Below are 19,179 nucleotides of genomic sequence, written 5' to 3'. Positions count from 1 at the left end.
GTGGCGCTGACCCAAGGGCGCAAATCCAACCCTGAAGGGCGGATGGCCCTTAAGGAACACCTGCGGGAAGCCCGCAACCGCATCTTCAAAGCTGCAATTGCCGTAGCACTGGGAACGGTGGCGGGATTCTTCCTGTACATGCCGGTGTTCAACGCCCTGACGCGCCCCGTCCTCGACGTGGGCAACCAGGAGGGGCGTTTTGCCACGATCAACTTCGAGGGCGTGGTAACACCCTTCGACCAGATGGTCCAGGTTTCGGTATTCATCGGCGTGCTGATCTCGTGTCCGATCTGGCTCTACCAGCTGTGGGCCTTCATTACGCCCGGGCTCAAGAGCAAGGAACGGCGCATAGCCCTGGGGTTCATGGCTGCCTCGGTGCCGCTGTTCCTCGGCGGCGTGGCGCTGGCATGGATCCTTCTGCCCAGCGCCATCGAGGTCCTGACGGGCTTTACACCCGAGGGCAGCGCCAACGTCATTACGGCTACCGTCTACCTCGCCTTTGTGCTTCGGCTCCTGCTGGCCTTCGGCATTGCCTTCCTGATTCCCGTGGTGCTCGTGGGCCTGAACATGACGGGCATTCTCCCCGGCAAGGTCATCATCAAGTACTGGCGGATCACCATCTTTGTGATTTGCGTGTTCGCTGCCATGGCGGCTCCCGGCGGCGATGCCCTCACCATGTTCTACATGGCGGCTCCGCTGCTGCTGCTCTTCGCCGTCGCAGTGGGTATCTGCCTGCTGAACGACAAGCGCCGGGCGCGCAGGAATGCAGCCCGTGAGGCCGCGGTGGGCGAATCCGCCGACACAGCCACACCGCTGGAGAATCTCTAGCCTCCGGCCGGCCGGCCCTCCCTCTGAAGTTTCAGCCCACCGCGGACCAGTGCGGCTGAACGCGCAGGCGGGGCCGGTCAGAGTCTAGGCTAAGAACATGACTTCCCCGTCGGAGCGGTACCTGGCCGCGAAACAACTCGCCGAACATTCCAAGACCCAACTGGCTGTCTTCGAGCAGCAGCTGGGGTTTGAGCTGGATCCCTTCCAAACCGACGCCTGCCGGTCCGTTGAAGCCGGCCGCGGTGTCCTGGTTGCCGCCCCCACCGGTGCCGGGAAGACAGTGGTGGGGGAGTTCGCCGTCTACCTGGCACTGGAACGCGGGCTTAAGGCGTTCTACACCACGCCGATCAAGGCGCTGAGCAACCAGAAGTACCTGGAACTGTCGGCGTCGTACGGCGCTGAACGGGTCGGTCTGCTGACGGGTGACACCAGCATCAACCCGGACGCCGACGTCGTCGTCATGACCACTGAAGTGCTGCGGAACATGCTCTACTCCGACTCCTCCACGCTCGACGACCTGGGGTACGTCGTCATGGACGAAGTGCATTACCTCGCGGACCGCTTCCGGGGCGCTGTCTGGGAGGAGGTCATTATCCATCTCCGCTCCGACGTCCAGCTCGTTTCCCTGAGCGCCACCGTGTCCAACGCCGAGGAATTCGGGGCATGGCTGGACACCGTCCGGGGGGACACCGACGTCGTGGTTTCCGAACACCGTCCCGTGCCGCTGTGGCAGCACGTCATGGTGGGGCGGGAGATCATGGACCTCTTCGAGTCGGACGTATCGTTCGACGAAGCAGCCGCACCGGCGCAGCCTGCCGGGATCCAGGAGCGCTACCGGGTGAACCCCGAGCTGCTGGAGCTCGCCCGGGCGGAGTCCCGGATCAACCAGCGCGGCGGCGGCCACTGGGGCGGCTCCCGCGGATCAAGCCGCGGAGGACGCCGGGACGCACCGCGGCGCGGGCAGGGGGGACCGCCCATGAGCCGGATCCCGAAGGCATCCCGGCCTGCCGTCATCGCCCAGCTGGACAAGCGCGGGCTGCTCCCCGCCATCACCTTCATCTTTTCCCGCAACGGGTGCGACGGCGCCGTGCGGCAGTGCGTGGACTCCGGTTTGTGGCTCACCAGCGAGCCCGAGCGGGCGGAAATTGCGCGGATTGTGGATGAGGCCTGCCAGGACATCCCCGACGATGACCTGGAAGTCCTGGGCTTCTGGACCTGGCGGGAGGGCCTGGTCCGCGGGTTTGCCGCCCACCACGCCGGCATGCTGCCCACCTTCAAGGAAGTGGTGGAACGGCTGTTCACCGCCGGGCTGGTCCGCGCCGTGTTCGCCACCGAAACGCTGGCGCTGGGGATCAACATGCCCGCGCGCACCGTGGTCCTGGAAAAGCTGGACAAATTCAACGGCGAGGCGCACGTGGACATCACGGCGGGGGAGTACACCCAGCTCACCGGCCGGGCCGGCCGGCGGGGCATCGACGTCGAAGGCCACGCCGTGGTCCTGTGGCAGCCGGGAACCGACCCCGCCGCCGTCGCCGGCCTGGCGTCGCGCCGGACCTACCCGCTCAACTCCAGTTTCCGCCCCACCTACAACATGAGCATCAACCTCATGGCCCAGTTCGGCCGGGAACGTTCCCGGGAAATCCTCGAATCCTCATTCGCGCAGTTCCAAGCCGACCGCTCGGTTGTCGGCCTGGCGAAGCAGGTCCGGTCCCGGGAAGAATCCCTCGCGGGCTACGAGAAGGCCATGACCTGCCATCTGGGGGATTTCACGGAATACGCGGCGCTGCGCCGGGAGCTCTCCGACGTGGAAACGCAGGCCTCGAAGTCGCGTGCCAGGGACCGCAGGTCCGCCGTGGCTGCGTCGCTGGATGCCCTGGCTCCGGGCGACGTCATCCTGATTCCGGGCGGACGCAACTCCGGGTACGCCGTCGTCCTGCCGGCGGATGCGCAGCCCAGCCGGGAGGCCCGGACCACGGTGCTGACGGAGGACAAGCAAATCCGCCGGATCACCGCTTCGGAACTGGACGGAGCGGTGGAAGCCGTCTCGCACATCCGGATTCCCAAATCGTTCAATTCGCGGACCGCCAAGGACCGCCGTGACCTTGCCTCGTCCATGCGCAATGCCCTGCATGACCACCGGCCGCCCCGTGCCGCCGCCCAGCGCGGAGCCCTGCACCCCCAGGGCGCCGACAGGCGCGAGAAGGCCATCACCGAACTCCGCCGGAAACTGCGGGCACACCCGTGCCACGGCTGCAGCGAGCGGGAAGACCATGCCCGCTGGGCTGAACGGTGGTGGAAGCTGCGCCGGGAAACGGACAACCTCACGGCGCAGATCCGCGGCCGCACCAACACCATCGCCAAGACGTTCGACCGCGTCTGCGACGTGCTGGAGCACTACGGCTACGTAGCTCCGGACGAAACCGGCCGCTCGGCCGTGACGCCGGCGGGACAGAAGCTGCGGCGCATTTACGGGGAGAAGGACCTGCTGATCGCGCTGTCCCTCCAGCAGGGCGCCTTCAGCGACGTCGATCCCGCCGAGCTCGCAGCGCTGGCCACCGCACTGGTGTACCAGGCCAAGCGCGAGGAACGGGGCATCCGTCCGCGGCTGCCCAGCGTTTCCCTTGAGGTCGCTATGGATATCATCGTCCAGCAGTGGTCCAGGCTCACCGACATCGAGGAAGCCGAACGCCTGCCCCAGACCGGTGAACCGGAGCTGGGCCTGGTGTGGCCCATGTACAAGTGGGCCAAGGGCAAGCACCTTCAGCTCGCGCTGAACGGCACCGAACTCGCCGCCGGTGATTTTGTCCGCTGGGCCAAGCAGGTGATCGACCTGCTGGATCAACTGGCCAAAGTGCAGGATCTGCCCGGCGACCTGCGCCGGCGCTGCATAGATGCCATCGGCCTGATCCGCCGCGGCGTCGTCGCCTACTCCGCCGTCAGCGAGTAACCCGCTCCCGTCGTCCTCCCGCCGCCCGGCAGGGCGGCGGGAGAGTCTGCCATGAACCGTGTCCCAGACCGGACAGCGGAACCGGCAGCACCGAAACCAAACAGCACTACAGAAAACAGGTGAATCCTTGAACCCCCAGCCTCCTACCGCCGCCCCGCAGCTGACGCTTTACCGCAACGGGTCCGTTTACAGTGCGGCAGATCCCTTCGCCACAGCAATGCTGGTGGAGGGGGACACAGTGGCGTGGGTCGGTTCCGAACACGCTGCCACCTCCCTCCAGGATTCACGCATGACCGTGGTGGATCTGCAGGGTGCCCTTATCACTCCCGGGTTCGTGGACGCCCACGCCCATGTCACCGAGACCGGAGCTGCGCTTTCCTCGCTCGACCTCACGCGCGCCGCTTCGCTGGCCGAACTCCTGGACCTGGTGGCCCAGGCCGCCGAAGGCACGGAGGGGCTCATTGCGGGGTATGGATGGGACGAGTCGGCATGGCCCGAACGCCGGGTACCTACGGCGGCGGAACTCGACGCCGCCTCGGGCCACCGGCCGGTCTACCTGGCCCGCACCGACGTGCACTGCGCCGTGGTTTCCGGAACTTTGGCCGCCAACCTGAAACTGGCGGAGTACGACGGCTGGGACAACGGGTTTGTGGTGCGCGCAGCCCACACGCTGGCCCGCACCGCTTCCCGGTCCCTGGATCTGGCCCAGCGCTCCCGCTACCAGCAGGCTGCCCTGAAGCACGCCGCCGGGCAGGGCATCATCGCGGTAACGGAAATGGCAGCACCGCACATTTCTCCGGTTGAGGACCTGCGCCAGCTGATGGTTCTGGAGGGTTCGCTGGGTGAGTCCCCGCTCCCGCAGATTCTTCCCTACTGGGGGCAGCTGGTTCAGACCGAGGCGGAACTTGCCGAGGCCACGGCTCCCTTTGAGGGCCGCCTGATCGGGTTGGCGGGCGACTTGAACATGGACGGTTCCCTGGGCGCCCGTACGGCAGCCCTGCGCGCACCGTACACGGATGCCCCTGAATCCTGCGGCACCCTGTACCTGAGCGCGGAGCAGGCCGGCCGGCACCTGGAGCTTGCCACCCGCGCACGTCTGCAGGGCGGTTTCCATGTGATCGGCGACGCCGGCCTGGACACGGTCCTGGCCGGGTTGCGGATAGCAGCCGAGGCCGTGGGCGAGGAGCACATCCGGGCCGCTCATCACCGCATGGAACACTTGGAGCTGGCCGACGACGACGCCGTCGCCGAACTGGTGCGCTTCGGGGCCGTAGCCAGCATGCAGCCGGGTTTTGACAGCGCGTGGGGCGGCAGCGGCGGTCTCTACGAGCAGCGGCTGGGGGAGCGGGCCGGTTCCATGAACCGGTATGCGTCCCTGCTCTCAGCGGGCGTGATGGTGGCCCTGGGCTCCGATTCGCCGGTAATCCCCATGACGCCGTGGTCCGCCGTCCGTGCCGCTGTCTCTCATTCCAATCCTGCGGAGCGGATTTCCGCCCGTGCAGCTTTCATCGGCCACACGCGTGCCGGCTGGCGCGCTGCCGGCGCCGGAAACTTCATGCTGGGCCAGCTCGCTCCCGGCGCTCCCGCCTCCTACGCGGTCTGGGAAGTCGAGGAACTGATGGTGCAGACGCCCGACGCCAAGGGCGCCGCGTGGAGCACCGACCCCCGGGCGGGGACCCCGCTGCTTCCCGCGCTGGACACCGGTCACGAACCCCGCTGCCTGCTCACCGTTCACGACGGCACCGAACTGTACCGGGCAGTAGGTTTCTGAGCGGGGCCGGCACAAAAGCGCTGGACGTTTTGCCCGCCTGACCTGCAAAGACGAGCAAAGGCCCTAGTCAGAGGCTTGTTGACACATTCCCGACAGCACGTAGGCTAGGGGAATCGCAGGCGGTCTTCGGGACACCGAATCCGCTGCGCCGGAAAGAATCAGCACATCGCACGCTGAGCCGAGTGAGTACTCGGCGGCAAACGCCAGGTACGAACGCGGTATCAGGTTTAGCAGTGCGCACCAGGGGCAGGCTTGACCGTCAGTAGAAAACAGTTCCGGCTTCGACCGGTTCTGGCCCGAAGGCGGAAGGGCCTGCTCTTGTGTGTGCGCAGCTCTTGGGGGAGTGACGAGTGCTGGTTTCTGTGACTGCTGTGCATAGCCTCTGTGTACGGCGGTGTACACGGTGTACGCAGTGTATGCGGGGAAGATGTGACGGGCACGGCATCGAAGCTGGACGCCGTGCAAGAGCCGCTCCCATATACTGGGAAGTCTTGCCGGGGTACCCACCCCACGGGCTGCGCCTGAGCAGCCATCCCCAATGAAAGGCGAATGCGTGCGCGTCCTGACCATCATCCCGACCTACAACGAGATCGAATCCCTCCCCAAGACGCTTCAGCGGCTGCGGGCGGCGGTGCCCGACTCGGATGTACTGATCGCGGACGATAACAGCCCGGACGGCACCGGTGCGTACGCTGACGAGATTGCCGCCGCCGATCCCCGCGTTCATGTGCTGCACCGCAAAGGCAAGGAAGGGCTGGGAGCAGCCTATATTGCCGGATTCCGCTGGGGTCTGGAGCGGGACTACGACGTCCTGGTGGAGATGGACGCGGACGGCTCCCACAAGCCCGAGCAGCTGCCCCTGCTCCTGGAAGCAGCCGAAGCAGGAGCGGATCTGGTGATCGGGTCCCGGTGGGTGGCCGGCGGATCCGTCGTCAACTGGCCGCTGCACCGAAAGATCCTGTCCAGGGGCGGCAGCCTGTACTCCCGCCTGATGCTGGGCATCGGTGTCCGCGACATCACGGCAGGTTACCGTGCATTCCAGCGCGCCACGCTCGAGAAGCTGGACCTCAGCGCCGTTGAATCCGTGGGCTACGGATTCCAGGTCGACATGACCTTCCGCGTGGCCCGCCTCGGCCTCACTATCCGTGAAGTGCCCATTACCTTCGTCGAGCGGGAATTCGGTGCCTCGAAGATGAGCGGCAACATCGTGTTCGAAGCGATGGCCAACGTCACCAAGTGGGGACTGGGCGCCCGCTGGAAGAAGCTGACGGGCCGGGGCTAACCACGGCTGCAGGTCACTACCTGCGCCAAGCACTACCCGCGCCAAGCACAAAGGAGGGCGGCTGCCGTACGGCAGCCGCCCTCCTTTGTCGCCCGTGCCGCGCTCCCCGGACGGGGGAGCGCCGAAGCGTTGAGCGGTATTACTTGGAGGCCGGTATTACTTGGAGGCCGAAGTGCGCTCTCCGCGTCGTTCACGCAGGATGGTCAAACGGTCCTGCAGGATTGTCTCGAGCTCTTCGATGCTGCGGCGTTCCAGCAGCATGTCCCAGTGCGTGCGCACCGGCTTGTCGTTGCTGGTGTCCGGCTTTTCGCCGTCAACCAGGAGGGCTTCCTTGCCGGTCTTGGATACCCAAACCGGAGGAACGTCGGCCTCGGCGGCGAATGTCACGAAGACCCGTTCGCCGTCCTCGCAGCGGTATTCCACCCGCTGGCGGGGAGCCGGTTCGACACCGGATTCAGTCTCCATGCTCTGCGCGCCGAGGCGCATACCCCGCAGGCTGCGATCGCTCATCTTTTCTCCCTCTTCAGTCCGAAGGATCCCTGGGGGACCCATCTGTAGTGCTGGTGGTGCCGTTCCGCTCCGGCACCGTCACGTTTTGCTGCCGGCCGGCTTGGATGCATCAGCTGCATCCGGGCCGTGCGTTCCGTCCCGCCGGCGGTCCACTGATGTAAACGCCGATTCCGCGCCAAATGTTCCAACGCAGGGTCCGCGGCCGGTTTCAGGGGCCGGGCCGGGGGACAGACTCCGGCAAACAACCAATTATACCGGGCACGGACGCCTGCGCTGACCAGTGCTTCCTAGATCTGGGCCTCGGGGGAGTCAGCCAGAGTGGGGGCCGCCGGTGCAGCCGCGGCTGCGGGGGCGGAACCCTTGCCCGGTACCGATCCGTTGCCGGTTGGTGTCCCGGAAGAGCTGCCGTTGGCCGACGGCATATCGGGCGCGAAATTCCCCAGGGCACTTCCGACACCCTTGAGGGCTTCACCGAGTTCGCTGGGAATGATCCACAGCTTGTTCGACGTGCCTTCGGCCAGCTTCGGAAGCGTCTGGAGGTACTGGTACGCCAGCAGTTTCTGGTCCGGGTTGCCCTTGTGGATCGCCTCAAACACCTTGGCAATCGCCTGGGACTCACCGTCGGCGCGGAGGATGTCGGCCTTGGCGTCACCCTCTGCGGCGAGGATGGCTGCCTGGCGGCGGCCTTCGGCGTTCAGGATCTGGGCCTGCTTTGTTCCTTCAGCCGTCAGGATGGTTGCACGGCGTTCACGCTCGGCACGCATCTGCTTCTCCATGGAATCCTGGATCGACAGGGGCGGCTCAATAGCCTTGAGCTCCACGCGGGAGACGCGGATGCCCCAGCGGCCGGTGGCCTCGTCCAGGACTCCGCGCAGCTGGCCGTTGATGCGGTCACGGGAAGTCAGTGCTTCCTCGAGGTTCAACCCGCCCACCACGTTTCGCAGAGTGGTGGTGGTCAGCTGCTCCACGGCGTGGATGTAGTTCGCAATTTCGTAGGTGGCGGCACGGGGGTCGGTGACCTGGAAGTAGACCACAGTGTCGATGGAAACCACGAGGCTGTCTTCGGTAATCACCTGCTGCGGAGGGAAGGAGACCACCTGTTCGCGAAGGTCCAGCAACGGCAGCAGCCGGTCCACGAATGGAATGAGGATGGTCAGGCCCGGGTTGAGCGTGCGCTGGTACTTACCCAGCCGTTCGACGACGCCCGCGCGTGCCTGTGGAATGATCTTGACCGATTTCACCAGGATGACCAGGACAAAAATTATCAGGACAGCCAGAATGATGATGAGGCCGGTAGCTCCGGAACTCATATTCCCCCTTCAGGTTTTGGCGGGTCCGTCCGGACTCCGCCGTGTTCTCGTCCGGCGGCAGTCTGCCCCCGGATGGTGTTTCGCCGTCGCCGGCGGTGGTTCTGTTGAGCGGCGCACCGGTCCAGCGGCGGCTGTGCTCAGCGCTGGCCGCCGCCCTGCCCGTCCGTCAGCCCGTCAGAAGGGTGCTGGTCCGGGGAATGCGCACCGTTAGGTGCGGGAACGACGACGGCGGTGGCGCCCTCGATGCGCGTCACCAGAACCGGTGCGCCGGCGGTGAGGCTGGAGCCGTCCGGCGTCCGCGCCGTCCAGATGTCGCCGTTGATCTTCACGGTTCCCGTGGTGCCGGACACCGCTTCCAGGGTCAGCGCCGGTGAACCGATCAGCCGCTCAATGTTGGAGCGTTGGTCCCGTGGACCCCGTTCCAGGTGCTTCAGGGCAAGCGGGCGTACAAGCACGATCATGAGCAGTGACACGATGCAGAAGACCACCACCTGCAAAAACAGCGGCGCACCAAAAAGGGCCGCGAGCATGGCCCCGAGGGCCCCCACGGACAGCATTGCGAAGAATAGATCCAGCGTCAGCGTTTCGACGGCGGCCAGTCCCAGGAACAGCACGAGCCAAACGGCCCAGCCGTAGTCGAGCAGCCATTGGTATATGTCCTGCATATTGTCCCCTTCGGCTCCGCCGCAAGGACGGCGGTCGGTTGTGCGGGCGGTGTTGCCCATTCTGCCTGAAAATGAGCCGGTTTTGTCCCTTTGACACCGTTGCTGACTATAACGTTTGGGCGCCGCTTTTAGTGTCCGGCATCATACCCCGTGCCGTCCCCGGAAGTCAGGCAGCGCGGAACAGCTGCAGCGAGAACGCGGCCGTGACCGGAACGGTGCCGGTGATTGCCGCCAGGGCACGGTCGAGCGTTTCCGGATTGACGTGCCGGGCAGACGGTCCCATGAGTGCAGCGTTGCGGATGTCCGCGGCCGAGAGCTGCATGGGATATTCACAGTGCCGGGTGTGCTCCGGGCGGAAATGTGCCGCGAGGGCATCGGTGACCCGGGATTCTTTTTCCCCGCCGATGTCCAGCATCCCGGTCAGGGCACGGATCTCCTTCAGGTGCTCCGGCTGCGGCGTGACGACGGCGAGGAGGCCGTCGCGGTGCAGTACGCGCCGGAACTCGGCGGCATTACGGGGAGCAAACACATTCAGCACCGCGTCCACCGACGCGTCTGCCAGCGGCAGCGGACGCCAGACATCCCATACCAGGCAGGCGGCTCCGGGGAGTGCCCGGGCTGCACGCCGCAGCGCGAACTTGGAAATGTCCAGCGCCACGGCAGCGGTGTCCGGCAGTTCCCCGGCGAGGGCCTGCAGGTAGTAGCCGGTGCCGGCACCGGCGTCGAGCACGGTCCGGGCAGCGGGTGCCGCCGCTGCGACCAGCCGCGCCAGCTCCTGCGCCATGGGCAGGTAATGGCCGGCGGCGAGGAAGTCGACCCGTGCCTGCACCATGTCCGCGGTATCGGCCTGGAACTTGGTGCCGCTGCCGGTCAGAAGGTTGAAGTATCCCTGCCGGGCGGCGTCGTACCGGTGGCCCCGGCCGCAGGCGAGAGAGGGGGTGCCCGTTTCGGAGGGGGCCAGGGGGTCGCGGCAGACAGGGCACAGCAGCAGGGTCAGGGGAGCGGGGGGCATCTATCCATCTTAGGCGTGCCGTATCTGCGTCCGGGAATCGCCCCGGTAGTAGGCTCGGTCGGGTGAAACCATGTGATCTGAATCTCCTGCAGTCCGTCTCAGCTCCTACTATCCATCCGGACGGCACGCACGCCGTGGTGTCCGTGACCCGTCCCGACTTTGCCGCCGACGCCTATGTCGGCCAGCTCTGGACCGTCCCGCTTGCCGGCACAGCCGCTCCGCGCCGCCTGACCCTGGGCTTTGCGGACACCCGGCCGCGGTTCTCCCCGGACGGAACGGTCCTGGGGTTTCTGAGGTCCCTGCCCGGCGGCAAGCCGCAGCTGTACGCGGTGCCTGCTGCCGGCGGTGAGCCGGTGCAGCTGACCGGCTCCGCAATGGGAGTGAGCTGGTTCAACTTTTCCCCGGATTCCTCGCAGCTGGTGTTTTCCTCCCGAGTGCCGCAGCACGGGCGGTACGGAACGGTTGACGGCGTGGGTGCCGCTGCCGAGGACCCGAGACTGATCAGCACCTATAAATACCGGGCGAACGGTGCCGGGTACACCGCGGACAAACGTTCACAGGTATTCCTGCTGGACCTGCCGGCGCTGGACGCAGAGCCATGGATCGCTCCCGTAGGCCGGGCCAAAGCTGCGCAGGAGAAGGCTGCCGAAACCGGCGGCGGAAACGGCACGCCGGCGGGCGGGATGGCAGAGGGTGCCCGGGGACAGTTCCCCGAGGCCCGTCAGCTGACCCACGCCGATGCCGACGCCTCGGCTCCCGTCTTTTCCGCCAACGGCAAACAGATCCTGTTCACGGCTGCCCTGCACGCGGGCGCCGACGAGGACCTCGTGTCCGATGTGTATTCGCTTGACCTCACAGCAGGCTCGGCGCCGGAGCGCCTGACGAATACGGACGGCGGGGGTACGCTTGTGGGCGCATCTCTGCCGACACCGAGCATCGACGGCAACTGGCTGTATTTCCTGGGGCAGGAACTGTCCGCTTCCGGAACGGATTTTGTAGCCCGCAACGCAGCGCTCTACGTCCTTCCCGCCGATGCCGCCGGCCCCGTCCGGCGGCTGACCGATCCCGAACTCTTCGACCTGGCGGAAGGCGGCATTGTGCCCGCGGGGGATTCGTCGGTGCTGGTCTTCAACCGCACCCGGGGTTCGGTGGAACTGCTGCAGGTGGATCCCTCCGGCGAGCGGCAGGTGCTCGTCCCGGGACCGCGCGTGGTTCAGGGTGCAGCGGCGGCGGCCGGCGGCGCCGTCGTCGTCAGCTATGCCGACGGCACCACCATGGGCGAGGCTGCCCTGGCAGAGGCCGGCGGGCTGCGGCAGCTGACGGATTTCTCGGCGCCGCTGCGCGCTGAAACCCGTGTGGCCCCGGCGCTCGAGGAAACGCACCCTTCCCGGGACGGCTATCCCGTGCACGGCTGGGTGGTCCTGCCCGAGGGGCCCGGCCCGCACCCGGTGCTGCTGAACATCCACGGCGGCCCGTTCGCCCAGTTCGACTGCGCTTACTTCGACGAGGCACAGGCCTACGCCGCGGCCGGCTACGCCGTGGTGCAGTGCAATCCGCGCGGCTCAGCCGGTTACGGGCAGGAGCACGGCCGGATTATCAAGGAAGCAATGGGAATCAGGGACCTGGACGATGTCCTGTCCTTCCTGGACGGGGTGCTCCAGTCCCATCCCGAGCTCGACGGCGGCCGCCTGGGCGTCATGGGCGGCTCCTACGGCGGTTACCTCAGTGCCTGGACGACGGCGAATGACCACCGGTTCACTGCAGCGATCGTGGAGCGCGGGTTCCTGGATCCGCTGTCCTTTATCGGGTCCGCGGACATCGGCTGGTTCTTCAGCGCCGGATACACCGGAACCGATCAGAACAGGGTCCTCGCCCAGAGCCCGATGGCCCGCGTGGGCGATGTGCGGACACCCACTCTGGTGATCCACTCGGAAGAGGACCTGAGGTGCCCCGTGGAGCAGGCGCAGCGCTACTACACTTCGCTGAAGCAGAACGGTGTTCCGGCTGAACTGCTGCTGTTCCCGGGCGAGAATCACGAGTTGTCGCGGGCAGGATCCCCGTGGCACCGCCGGCAGCGCTTTGAGCACATCCTGCGCTGGTGGGCGCAGTGGCTGCCGACGCCGGCCAACCCGGAAACAAAACCCTAGAAGCCGAGCGCGCGCCGGGCCTCGTCCACCGACGGCGAGGCCCAGCGGTGCAGGTATTCACCGTTGCTGCACAGTGACCGGGTGAGGACCTTGTCCACGTATACGGTGCCGTGCAGGTGATCCGTTTCATGCTGCACAATCCGGGCCTGCCAGCCCTGAAAGCTCCGTTCCACCGATTCGCCGCCAGCGTCGGTGTACTGCAGGGATACAAAGCGGTACCGGGGCACAACACCCTGGTAGCCGTTAAATGACAGGCAGCCTTCGAAGAACTCCGCGGTTTCAGTGCCGATCGGAGTGTAAACGGGATTGACGGCCGTGAAGAACGGCAGGGGATGGCGTTCGCGGACATCGCTGATCTCGGGGTCGGCGTCGAACCGGTCTTCCAGCACCGCGATCTGCAGGGGAATTCCGAGCTGCGGCGCTGCCAGCCCAACCCCCGGCGCGGCGTGCATCACCCGGCGCATCAGCACGATGAAGGCGCTGAGTTCCTCGGGGCTGAGCTGCCCGTCATAGGGGAGTGCCGGCTGGCGGAGCGCCGGATGTCCGAGCTGGACGATCGGCGGCAGTTCCGTCTCCAGGAGGGGCAGGACGAGATCACGGATGCGGGAAGTTTCTGTGGGCACCGCCCCATCCTAATTGCCTTCGGCGGCCCGGTTGTCTCCGGCTGTTTTCAGGCGGCCGGCGGGGCGGTACGCTCAGCCCACCATGACAGAACAACAGCCGTATACGGTGCTGGAAGTTTTTCCGGGGTTCGAGCTGCGACTTTACCCCGCGCATCTCATTGTGCAGGTCACTGTCCACTCGACGCTGGAGGACGCGGGCAGCGCCGCGTTCGGCTACCTGTTCGGGTACATCAGCGGACAGAACACGCTGCGGGAGGACGCCTCAGGAGACGGTTTGCCGGGGCCCGGCGGGCTCCCGGCTGTTTCCGCCCGGCGCATTCCGATGACCGCCCCGGTGCTCCTGCAGCCGGAATCCTTAGCCGATGCCTACACCGTGGCGTTTGTGCTGCCCGGGTCGATATCGGCGGCAACCGCGCCCGAACCTGACGATCCGGCCGTATCACTGGTGCCGGTACCGGAGGCCCGGGGTGCTGCTGCAGGTTTTACCGGCCGCTGGACACCCCACAATTATCTGGATCATGCCTGGGCGCTGGGGGAGGCGGTGGCCGCGGCCGGCCTCACCCCCCGGGGCCGGCCGCGGTTTGCACTCTTCGATCCGCCCTATAAGCCGTGGTTTCTCCGCCGGAATGAAGTAGTCCAAACAGTGGACTAAATAAACAGCGGGCTAAACAAACAGCGGGCTGGCTAAACGGCGGCAACGTCAGCGGTGCCGGCAGCTGCAGCCGAAAAGCTGCAGGCAAAAAGCTGCAGGCAAAAAAATACCGGCTTGGATGCCACGGGTCAGCCGTGACATCCAAACCGGGAGGGCGTCGGGGTGCTTAGCCTTCGCAGTCCACGCAGTATTTGTCGCCGTTCTTTTCCTTGGCGATCTGCGAGCGGTGCCGAACCAGGAAGCAGGACATGCAGGTGAACTCGTCAGCCTGAGCCGGGACAACCTTGATCAGCAGTTCTTCACCGGACAGGTCAGCACCGGGAAGTTCGAAACCGTCGATGGCATCCGTTTCGTCAGCGACGTCCCGAACAGCCGTCATTGCGCCGCCGCGCTGCTGGGCTTTCAGTCCTTCAAGGGAGTCGCTGGGGCGGTCTTCTTCCTTGACGCGCGGAGCATCGTAATCAGTAGCCATGTGAAGTGCTTATCTCCTGAATTTTGGGGGGTTGAGCGTAGATCATATAGGCAGATGGGCCAATTTCACCAACTGGAACCGTGATGGCAAATCTTAGGGCCTGTTTGGCTCCCGGGGAAGTGATCAGCGTCCTATATTTTCAGCAATTTGTGCTCCAGGTCATGGATCTGCAGCACCCGGAGGGGGGTGGGGGGCACAGGCGTAAGGGGTGCTGTCCGGCAGGGTGAGTGTGCGGCAGGGTGAATGCGGCAGTGGAGTGTGCGCGTCCGACAGCGAATTATGTCGGGTGGCGGAATCGTCGGATTTCAGCCGCCGGGTACGTTATGACAAGCAGCGGCGGAGGGTCCAGCCGACGCCAGGAGGCCTTCGGCACTGCATCAATGGTTATGTCAACAAGGGGAAGTATGCCGCACATAGAGCTGTTCGGCTCCCGGGGGACGTTATGTCAACTGTTTCGCTCGATGGCACGGAAGGGGTTCGAGCTGCCGCGCATGCAACCTGTGTGTGCCTGCCGGGCCGCCGGCGCGCATGCCGTTTCCCGGGCCCGGCGAAGGCGGCTGGAGAGCTGCCCGCCGAAGAGCTGGGCGGAGGAGAATAAAAGTGCCGAAAATGCAGGGGATTGGCGCAAATGTCAGAACATCTGACGAGACCATGAAAACCCCTTTCGGCAGCCCTGCTTATAACGCCGATAATCTACATTATGTCAAGTAACGCTGAGGAGGGGTCCCCTGCGCCGGTCCCTGCAGGAGCTGCCCGCTGCCTGGAACTGGAGCGGCTTAGTATCCTGCAATGTCAGTCAAAGGCTCAAGCCCAACTTTGAATGCTAGGTCCGGCGAAGGTGCTCCCGAAGGCCGGGAATGGCAAAGTCCAGCAGCCCCCGGCCGGCCGGCTGGACCAGCCCGGCATCTATGAGGCGGGCGCGATAGTTGCCGATGGTGTTCTTCTGGTTCCCGAGCCGCTGTCCGATGTCGGCGGTTGTCGACGGGCCGTCGTCCTCGGCCATGGCCCGCAGAAAGTCGAGGTCCTTGGGTGAGGCAGTGGAAAGTGCGGCACCTATGACAACCCGGGTATTCCTCCGGTGGGCTGCGGCGAGAGCCAGCTCAACGGTCTCTTCGGTCAGGGGGCCGTCCGTGACCTCGGCCAGCTGCCACAGGTGGTAGCCGATGAGCTGGATGAGGAAGGGGTATCCCCCGGTGGACACCGCGGCGGCGCGAACCAGTCCGGGTTCCAGCGAATGCGTGAGTCCGGTGAAGGTCTCCCGATAGGATGCCTCCACTTCATCGACGGCCGCTGCATGCAGGTCGATCCGGTCCGCGCGACGGAGGAAGGTGGCTACTCCTTCATTGAGCAGGTCGGAGACGGCAGCCGGCAGGCCGGCGAAGACCAGCGCGATGGGCAAGCCTTCCCGGATGAAGTGCTGCACGGAAGCAGCCAGCTGCGCCAGTTCATCCCGGTCGGCGCCGTGGATCTCATCCAGGGTGATTGCCAGGCCGGTTCCCCGCTCTTCCAGCAGGTCCAGGAGATGCTCACCCACCTGGCGCCATCCCGTCTGCTGCTCGGGCGGGAGTTCGGTGGTCAGGGAGAAGCCTGCCGCGCTGATCCCGGTGATCCTGCGCCCGGGCGGCCCGCCGCCCAGTTCCTCGGCATGCGCGCGCATGGACTCTCCGATCCGGCCGAGGAAACCGCGTGTGGCCGTCTCGGAGACGACAACCCAGCCCTGGCCGCGCGCCGCATCCTCCGCTTCGCCCAGCATGACCGTCTTGCCGATTCCCCGGGCGCCGGTGAAGATGGTCAGGAGCCCGGGCGCGCCGGAGCGGATGCGCAGCCCGTAGGCAAACTCATCCAAAAGCCCCGCGCGGCCGATAAGCTGCGGCGGTTCAGCTCCCGCTGTGGGGCGAAACGGATTCCTTGCCGGATCAGGTGCCACTATGTCCTCCTGTGAACTCTTGTGTACACAGTGTACTCAGGTGAACTCACGCCCGGTGAACCTGTTTCCGGCGATCTTATGGGGCTGATCTCACTCGGCGGACGCCTGAAATCCTTCGCAGCTTTGACCGTGCGGACCCGTGAAGGCGTACGGAATGCCGTTCTGCGCCAGCACTGTTCTGCCGCCGGCGCTGCAGGGAAGCAGTGTGCTGATTTCCGGAAGCACCTGCTCCCCCTCATTGCTGATCCAGATGACGTCCAGGGACCGCACCAGATCGATGAACTGCCGCCGGCGCTCCGGCTCGAGGTAGACCAGCACGGCGCTGTGAAAGACGACAACGGCGGCGTTCGAAGGGGCTTCGGCAACCAGTCGCGGCAATTCGTCCACGATGTCGCCGCGGACCAGCCGGGGCGGATCTGCCGCAACGACGCCGGCAGCCGCGCGCAGGCGCTCCCGCCGGGCATCGTGTTCCGGCCAGACGAGGGTTTCGAGCCACCGGGCATCTGCGCGGTCCTGCAGGTCCAGGGGATTCAGGTCGATGCCGGCACGCGAGACAACTTCCGGCAGCCGTGAGGGCAGCGGCATGCCTTCCAGGAAGCACGGCAGCTCGACGGCGCCGGGACCGTCCTTTGGATGGAGTACGTACTCCCCTGCCGCGCTCCGGTACCGGTAGCTGTAACGGTCCGGATACAGGCAGAGCCCCGCTGATGCTCCCGCTTCTATCAGCGCCACCGGCCCCTCGATCCGGCTGAGGAGCGGCAGGAGGACCGCGCACCTGCCGGCTTCATTCGTCTGGGTCATCCGCGACCTGGCGATCGCTTCGACCCTGCCCCAGTTATCCGCAAGCCAGCGGAGAAAATTAGCGGAGGAACCCAAGGGTGCACCGGCAGAGCGGGCTGCGGCGAATATCAGGTTGGGCTGGCGTTTGGCCCGCGGGAGCGAAGCGATGAGTTCCAGCACCTCGTGGTCTTCGGCGACAGACGCCGCCCAGTCGGCGTAGATCGGTGAGGTGGGCTGCGCTTCAAGGCGGGCAAACCGCTGATAACTCTCCGCTGTGGCGTGGGTCATGGCTCCACTGTAGCCACCTGCCCTCCCGCTGCCCCGACTATCCTTCCCTGTCCCTGAACTGTTTCCGCGGCTGCTCCGCCAGTTTTTATTCCGGTGTCGATATCCAGCCGCCCCGATCGACGGGATAGTAGAAGACGCACCGGGCGTCCTCACACCCACCAAAGGAGCAGGCCATGCAGTACATGTTCATCATGCGTTCCACCGATGAGGCCAAGGAAGCCTTCAAGGACGTGCCCATGGAAGAGGTGATCAACCAAATGGGCGCCTACAACGAATCAATGATCAACGCCGGGGTGCTGCTGGCAGGTGAGGGGCTGGCCGACGTAACCCGCGACAGCGGCTTCGTGGTCGATTTTGCGGAGGAGCCACCCCTGATTACCGACGGCCCGTACGGAGAAACCCACGAGCTGTTCAACGGGTTCTGGATCATCCAGGCGGCCTCGCAGGAGGAGGCTGCAGGGTGGGCGGTCCGCTGTCCGCTGGGACCGGGGTCGAAGCTGGAGGTGCGCCGAGTGACGGACGCAGGCGACTTCGCCGATTTTGTAGACAACGAATACATCCTAAAAGAAGAGGGATGGCGCGATGCCGAAGGCAGGTTCCGGGCGGACAACCCGTAGCGGCTGCGGTGCCGGGTCTCGGAGCAGTGCCGTGACACAATCTGACGCCGTGACACAACCTGGCGCCGTGACGCAATCTGGCGGTGCGCCTTCCGGCCCGCGGCCGGGCTGCCCAGGCCCGCACAGATACCCTCGGGCGGGTCCGGGGAACTACGGGATCCGGGCAGCCATCACGCAGTGCCATGCCTGTGCCCCAGCCCGGTAGGGCAGCATCCCCAGGCCTGAGGAGGGCGGCTACTGCAGGCTGGTGGCCTCCTCTTCTGCGGTATGGGAAAGGCCGACGGCGGGCGGACGGTCACAGGTGCTCGAAACCTGCACCGAGCGGCCGGCTTCAGCGGACGTAAGGACCGCTTCCATGACCTCCAGTACGTGGAACCCCAGTTCTCCGCTGGCCCGCGGCAACTCGCCTGCCGGGGTCCGGGCAAGGTCCTGCAGCCCGATCCCCCGTGAGGCGCCGGTGTAGCCGGCGGATACCGGCAGGGTCTCCCAGTCCTCGCCGTCGAGCGCGCGGAGCTGGACGTCGCCGTCGAACCGGTTGGGGTCGGGAACCGTCAGCGAGCCCGTTTCACCATGGATTTCGATGTTCGCGGAGCGGGTGGCAACGGCATCAAAACTCATCACCAGCGTCGAGAGTGCGCCGGATTTGTGGGTCAGGACGCCGGTGACATGGGTGGGGGTACTGACCGGGATTACTTCGCCGGCACGGGATCCGGAACCGATGGTCCGCGTACTGCGCGTGCTGCTGGCGGCCCCGATCACCGACGTAACGGGTCCGAGCAGCGTGACCAGGGCGGAGACGTAGTACGGTCCCATGTCCAGCAGCGGTCCGCCGCCCGGGACATAGTAAAAGTCGGGGTTCGGATGCCACCGCTCGTGGCCCGGCGTGACCATGGTGGCCGTGGCGGAGACGGGTGTGCCGATGAGCCCATCATCAATGGCTTTGCGGGCGGTCTGGATGCCGGTGCCCAGCACGGTATCCGGTGCCGACCCCAGAACCAGTCCCGCGGCTTCCGCCGCGGCCAGCATGGTCTGCCCCTCCGCGGTGCTGGCCGCCAGCGGCTTTTCGCCGTACACATGCTTACCGGCCGCGAGGGCCTTGAGCGCGATTTCGGCGTGCGCGGCAGGGATGGTGAGGTTCAGGACCAGGTCAACCCCGTCGTCGGCCAGGAGCTCGTCCACCGTGAGGGCACGAACCCCGGGATACGCGGCGGCCACGGCACGCGCCCGGTCCATGTCCAGATCCGCGACGGCGGCAAGCGTCACCGCGTCCAGTCCGGGGAACGTCTCCAGGTACGCTGCGCTGATGTTTCCGCAGCCCACCATCCCGATGCGCAGTACTTCGGAAGGT

Annotated in this window: 16 protein-coding genes; 7 read left to right on the top strand and 9 right to left on the bottom strand. The window is 66.0% G+C overall.

The genetic code is table 11. The annotated features are described in order from the left end of the window. Positions 1-42 precede the first annotated feature (42 nt). The 4 genes from tatC (at position 43) to M1D40_RS09405 (ending at position 6,828) form a co-directional block, all read left to right on the top strand. Positions 43-828 (top strand): twin-arginine translocase subunit TatC, encoded by a 786-nt coding sequence (gene tatC, locus M1D40_RS09420; protein ID WP_341393129.1) that lies wholly within the window; start codon positions 43-45, stop codon positions 826-828. Positions 829-925: 97 nt separating this feature from the next. Next, positions 926-3,775 (top strand): DEAD/DEAH box helicase, encoded by a 2,850-nt coding sequence (locus M1D40_RS09415; RefSeq protein ID WP_341393128.1) that lies wholly within the window; start codon positions 926-928, stop codon positions 3,773-3,775. 127 nt (positions 3,776-3,902) lie between these two features. Next, positions 3,903-5,546, top strand: coding sequence for an amidohydrolase (locus M1D40_RS09410; RefSeq protein WP_461168664.1), 1,644 nt, complete (start codon positions 3,903-3,905; stop codon positions 5,544-5,546). A 553-nt stretch (positions 5,547-6,099) separates the two neighbouring features. Then, positions 6,100-6,828, top strand: a complete 729-nt coding sequence (locus M1D40_RS09405; protein WP_461168663.1) for a polyprenol monophosphomannose synthase — start codon at positions 6,100-6,102, stop codon at positions 6,826-6,828. A 156-nt stretch (positions 6,829-6,984) separates the two neighbouring features. Here M1D40_RS09405 and M1D40_RS09400 read toward each other — a convergent pair whose 3' ends face one another. The 4 genes from M1D40_RS09400 to M1D40_RS09385 form a co-directional block, all read right to left on the bottom strand. Next, positions 6,985-7,338, bottom strand: a complete 354-nt coding sequence (locus M1D40_RS09400) for an RNA polymerase-binding protein RbpA (RefSeq protein WP_104054264.1) — start codon at positions 7,336-7,338, stop codon at positions 6,985-6,987. Between the two features lie 287 nt (positions 7,339-7,625). After that, positions 7,626-8,648: an SPFH domain-containing protein gene (locus M1D40_RS09395; protein WP_461168662.1), complete on the bottom strand. Its 1,023-nt coding sequence runs from the start codon at positions 8,646-8,648 to the stop codon at positions 7,626-7,628. A gap of 137 nt (positions 8,649-8,785) precedes the next feature. Next, positions 8,786-9,313 (bottom strand): NfeD family protein, encoded by a 528-nt coding sequence (locus tag M1D40_RS09390; RefSeq protein ID WP_461168661.1) that lies wholly within the window; start codon positions 9,311-9,313, stop codon positions 8,786-8,788. A gap of 166 nt (positions 9,314-9,479) precedes the next feature. Then, entirely contained in the window at positions 9,480-10,325 is an 846-nt protein-coding gene (locus M1D40_RS09385; protein WP_341393123.1) for a methyltransferase domain-containing protein, read from the bottom strand. A gap of 62 nt (positions 10,326-10,387) precedes the next feature. Between M1D40_RS09385 and M1D40_RS09380 the strand changes: the two genes are divergently transcribed. Beyond that, on the top strand, positions 10,388-12,472 hold the full coding sequence (locus M1D40_RS09380; protein WP_461168660.1) for a S9 family peptidase: 2,085 nt from the start codon (positions 10,388-10,390) through the stop codon (positions 12,470-12,472). Here the strand turns inward: M1D40_RS09380 and M1D40_RS09375 are convergent. Further along, positions 12,469-13,095, bottom strand: coding sequence for a peptide deformylase (locus M1D40_RS09375; protein ID WP_341393121.1), 627 nt, complete (start codon positions 13,093-13,095; stop codon positions 12,469-12,471). The two genes, M1D40_RS09380 and M1D40_RS09375, sit on opposite strands and share 4 nt — an antisense overlap. A gap of 82 nt (positions 13,096-13,177) precedes the next feature. On the opposite strand from M1D40_RS09375, the gene M1D40_RS09370 reads away from it, so the two are divergent. Further along, entirely contained in the window at positions 13,178-13,747 is a 570-nt protein-coding gene (locus M1D40_RS09370) for an SOUL family heme-binding protein (protein WP_461168659.1), read from the top strand. Positions 13,748-13,913: 166 nt separating this feature from the next. Here M1D40_RS09370 and M1D40_RS09365 read toward each other — a convergent pair whose 3' ends face one another. The 3 genes from M1D40_RS09365 to M1D40_RS09355 form a co-directional block, all read right to left on the bottom strand. Next, a complete protein-coding gene (locus tag M1D40_RS09365; RefSeq protein WP_104054271.1) occupies positions 13,914-14,219 on the bottom strand; it encodes a DUF4193 domain-containing protein in 306 nt (101 codons plus the stop codon). Between the two features lie 823 nt (positions 14,220-15,042). Further along, positions 15,043-16,146: an AAA family ATPase gene (locus M1D40_RS09360; protein WP_461168658.1), complete on the bottom strand. Its 1,104-nt coding sequence runs from the start codon at positions 16,144-16,146 to the stop codon at positions 15,043-15,045. Between the two features lie 90 nt (positions 16,147-16,236). Continuing rightward, entirely contained in the window at positions 16,237-17,214 is a 978-nt protein-coding gene (locus M1D40_RS09355; RefSeq protein WP_461168657.1) for a DUF2332 domain-containing protein, read from the bottom strand. Between the two features lie 173 nt (positions 17,215-17,387). Between M1D40_RS09355 and M1D40_RS09350 the strand changes: the two genes are divergently transcribed. Then, positions 17,388-17,831 carry a YciI family protein gene (locus M1D40_RS09350; RefSeq protein ID WP_461168656.1) on the top strand — a complete coding sequence of 148 codons (444 nt, stop codon included), beginning with the start codon at positions 17,388-17,390 and terminating at the stop codon, positions 17,829-17,831. A gap of 234 nt (positions 17,832-18,065) precedes the next feature. On the opposite strand, the gene M1D40_RS09345 is transcribed toward M1D40_RS09350, so the two are convergent. Further along, positions 18,066-19,154: a Gfo/Idh/MocA family protein gene (locus tag M1D40_RS09345; protein ID WP_341393211.1), complete on the bottom strand. Its 1,089-nt coding sequence runs from the start codon at positions 19,152-19,154 to the stop codon at positions 18,066-18,068. Between the last annotated feature and the right edge of the window lie 25 nt (positions 19,155-19,179).

The sequence above is a fragment of the Arthrobacter sp. Z1-15 genome, from assembly GCF_054792395.1.
The sequence above is the reverse complement of the archived record's forward strand: the minus strand, read 5'-3'. Positions and strand labels throughout refer to the sequence as shown.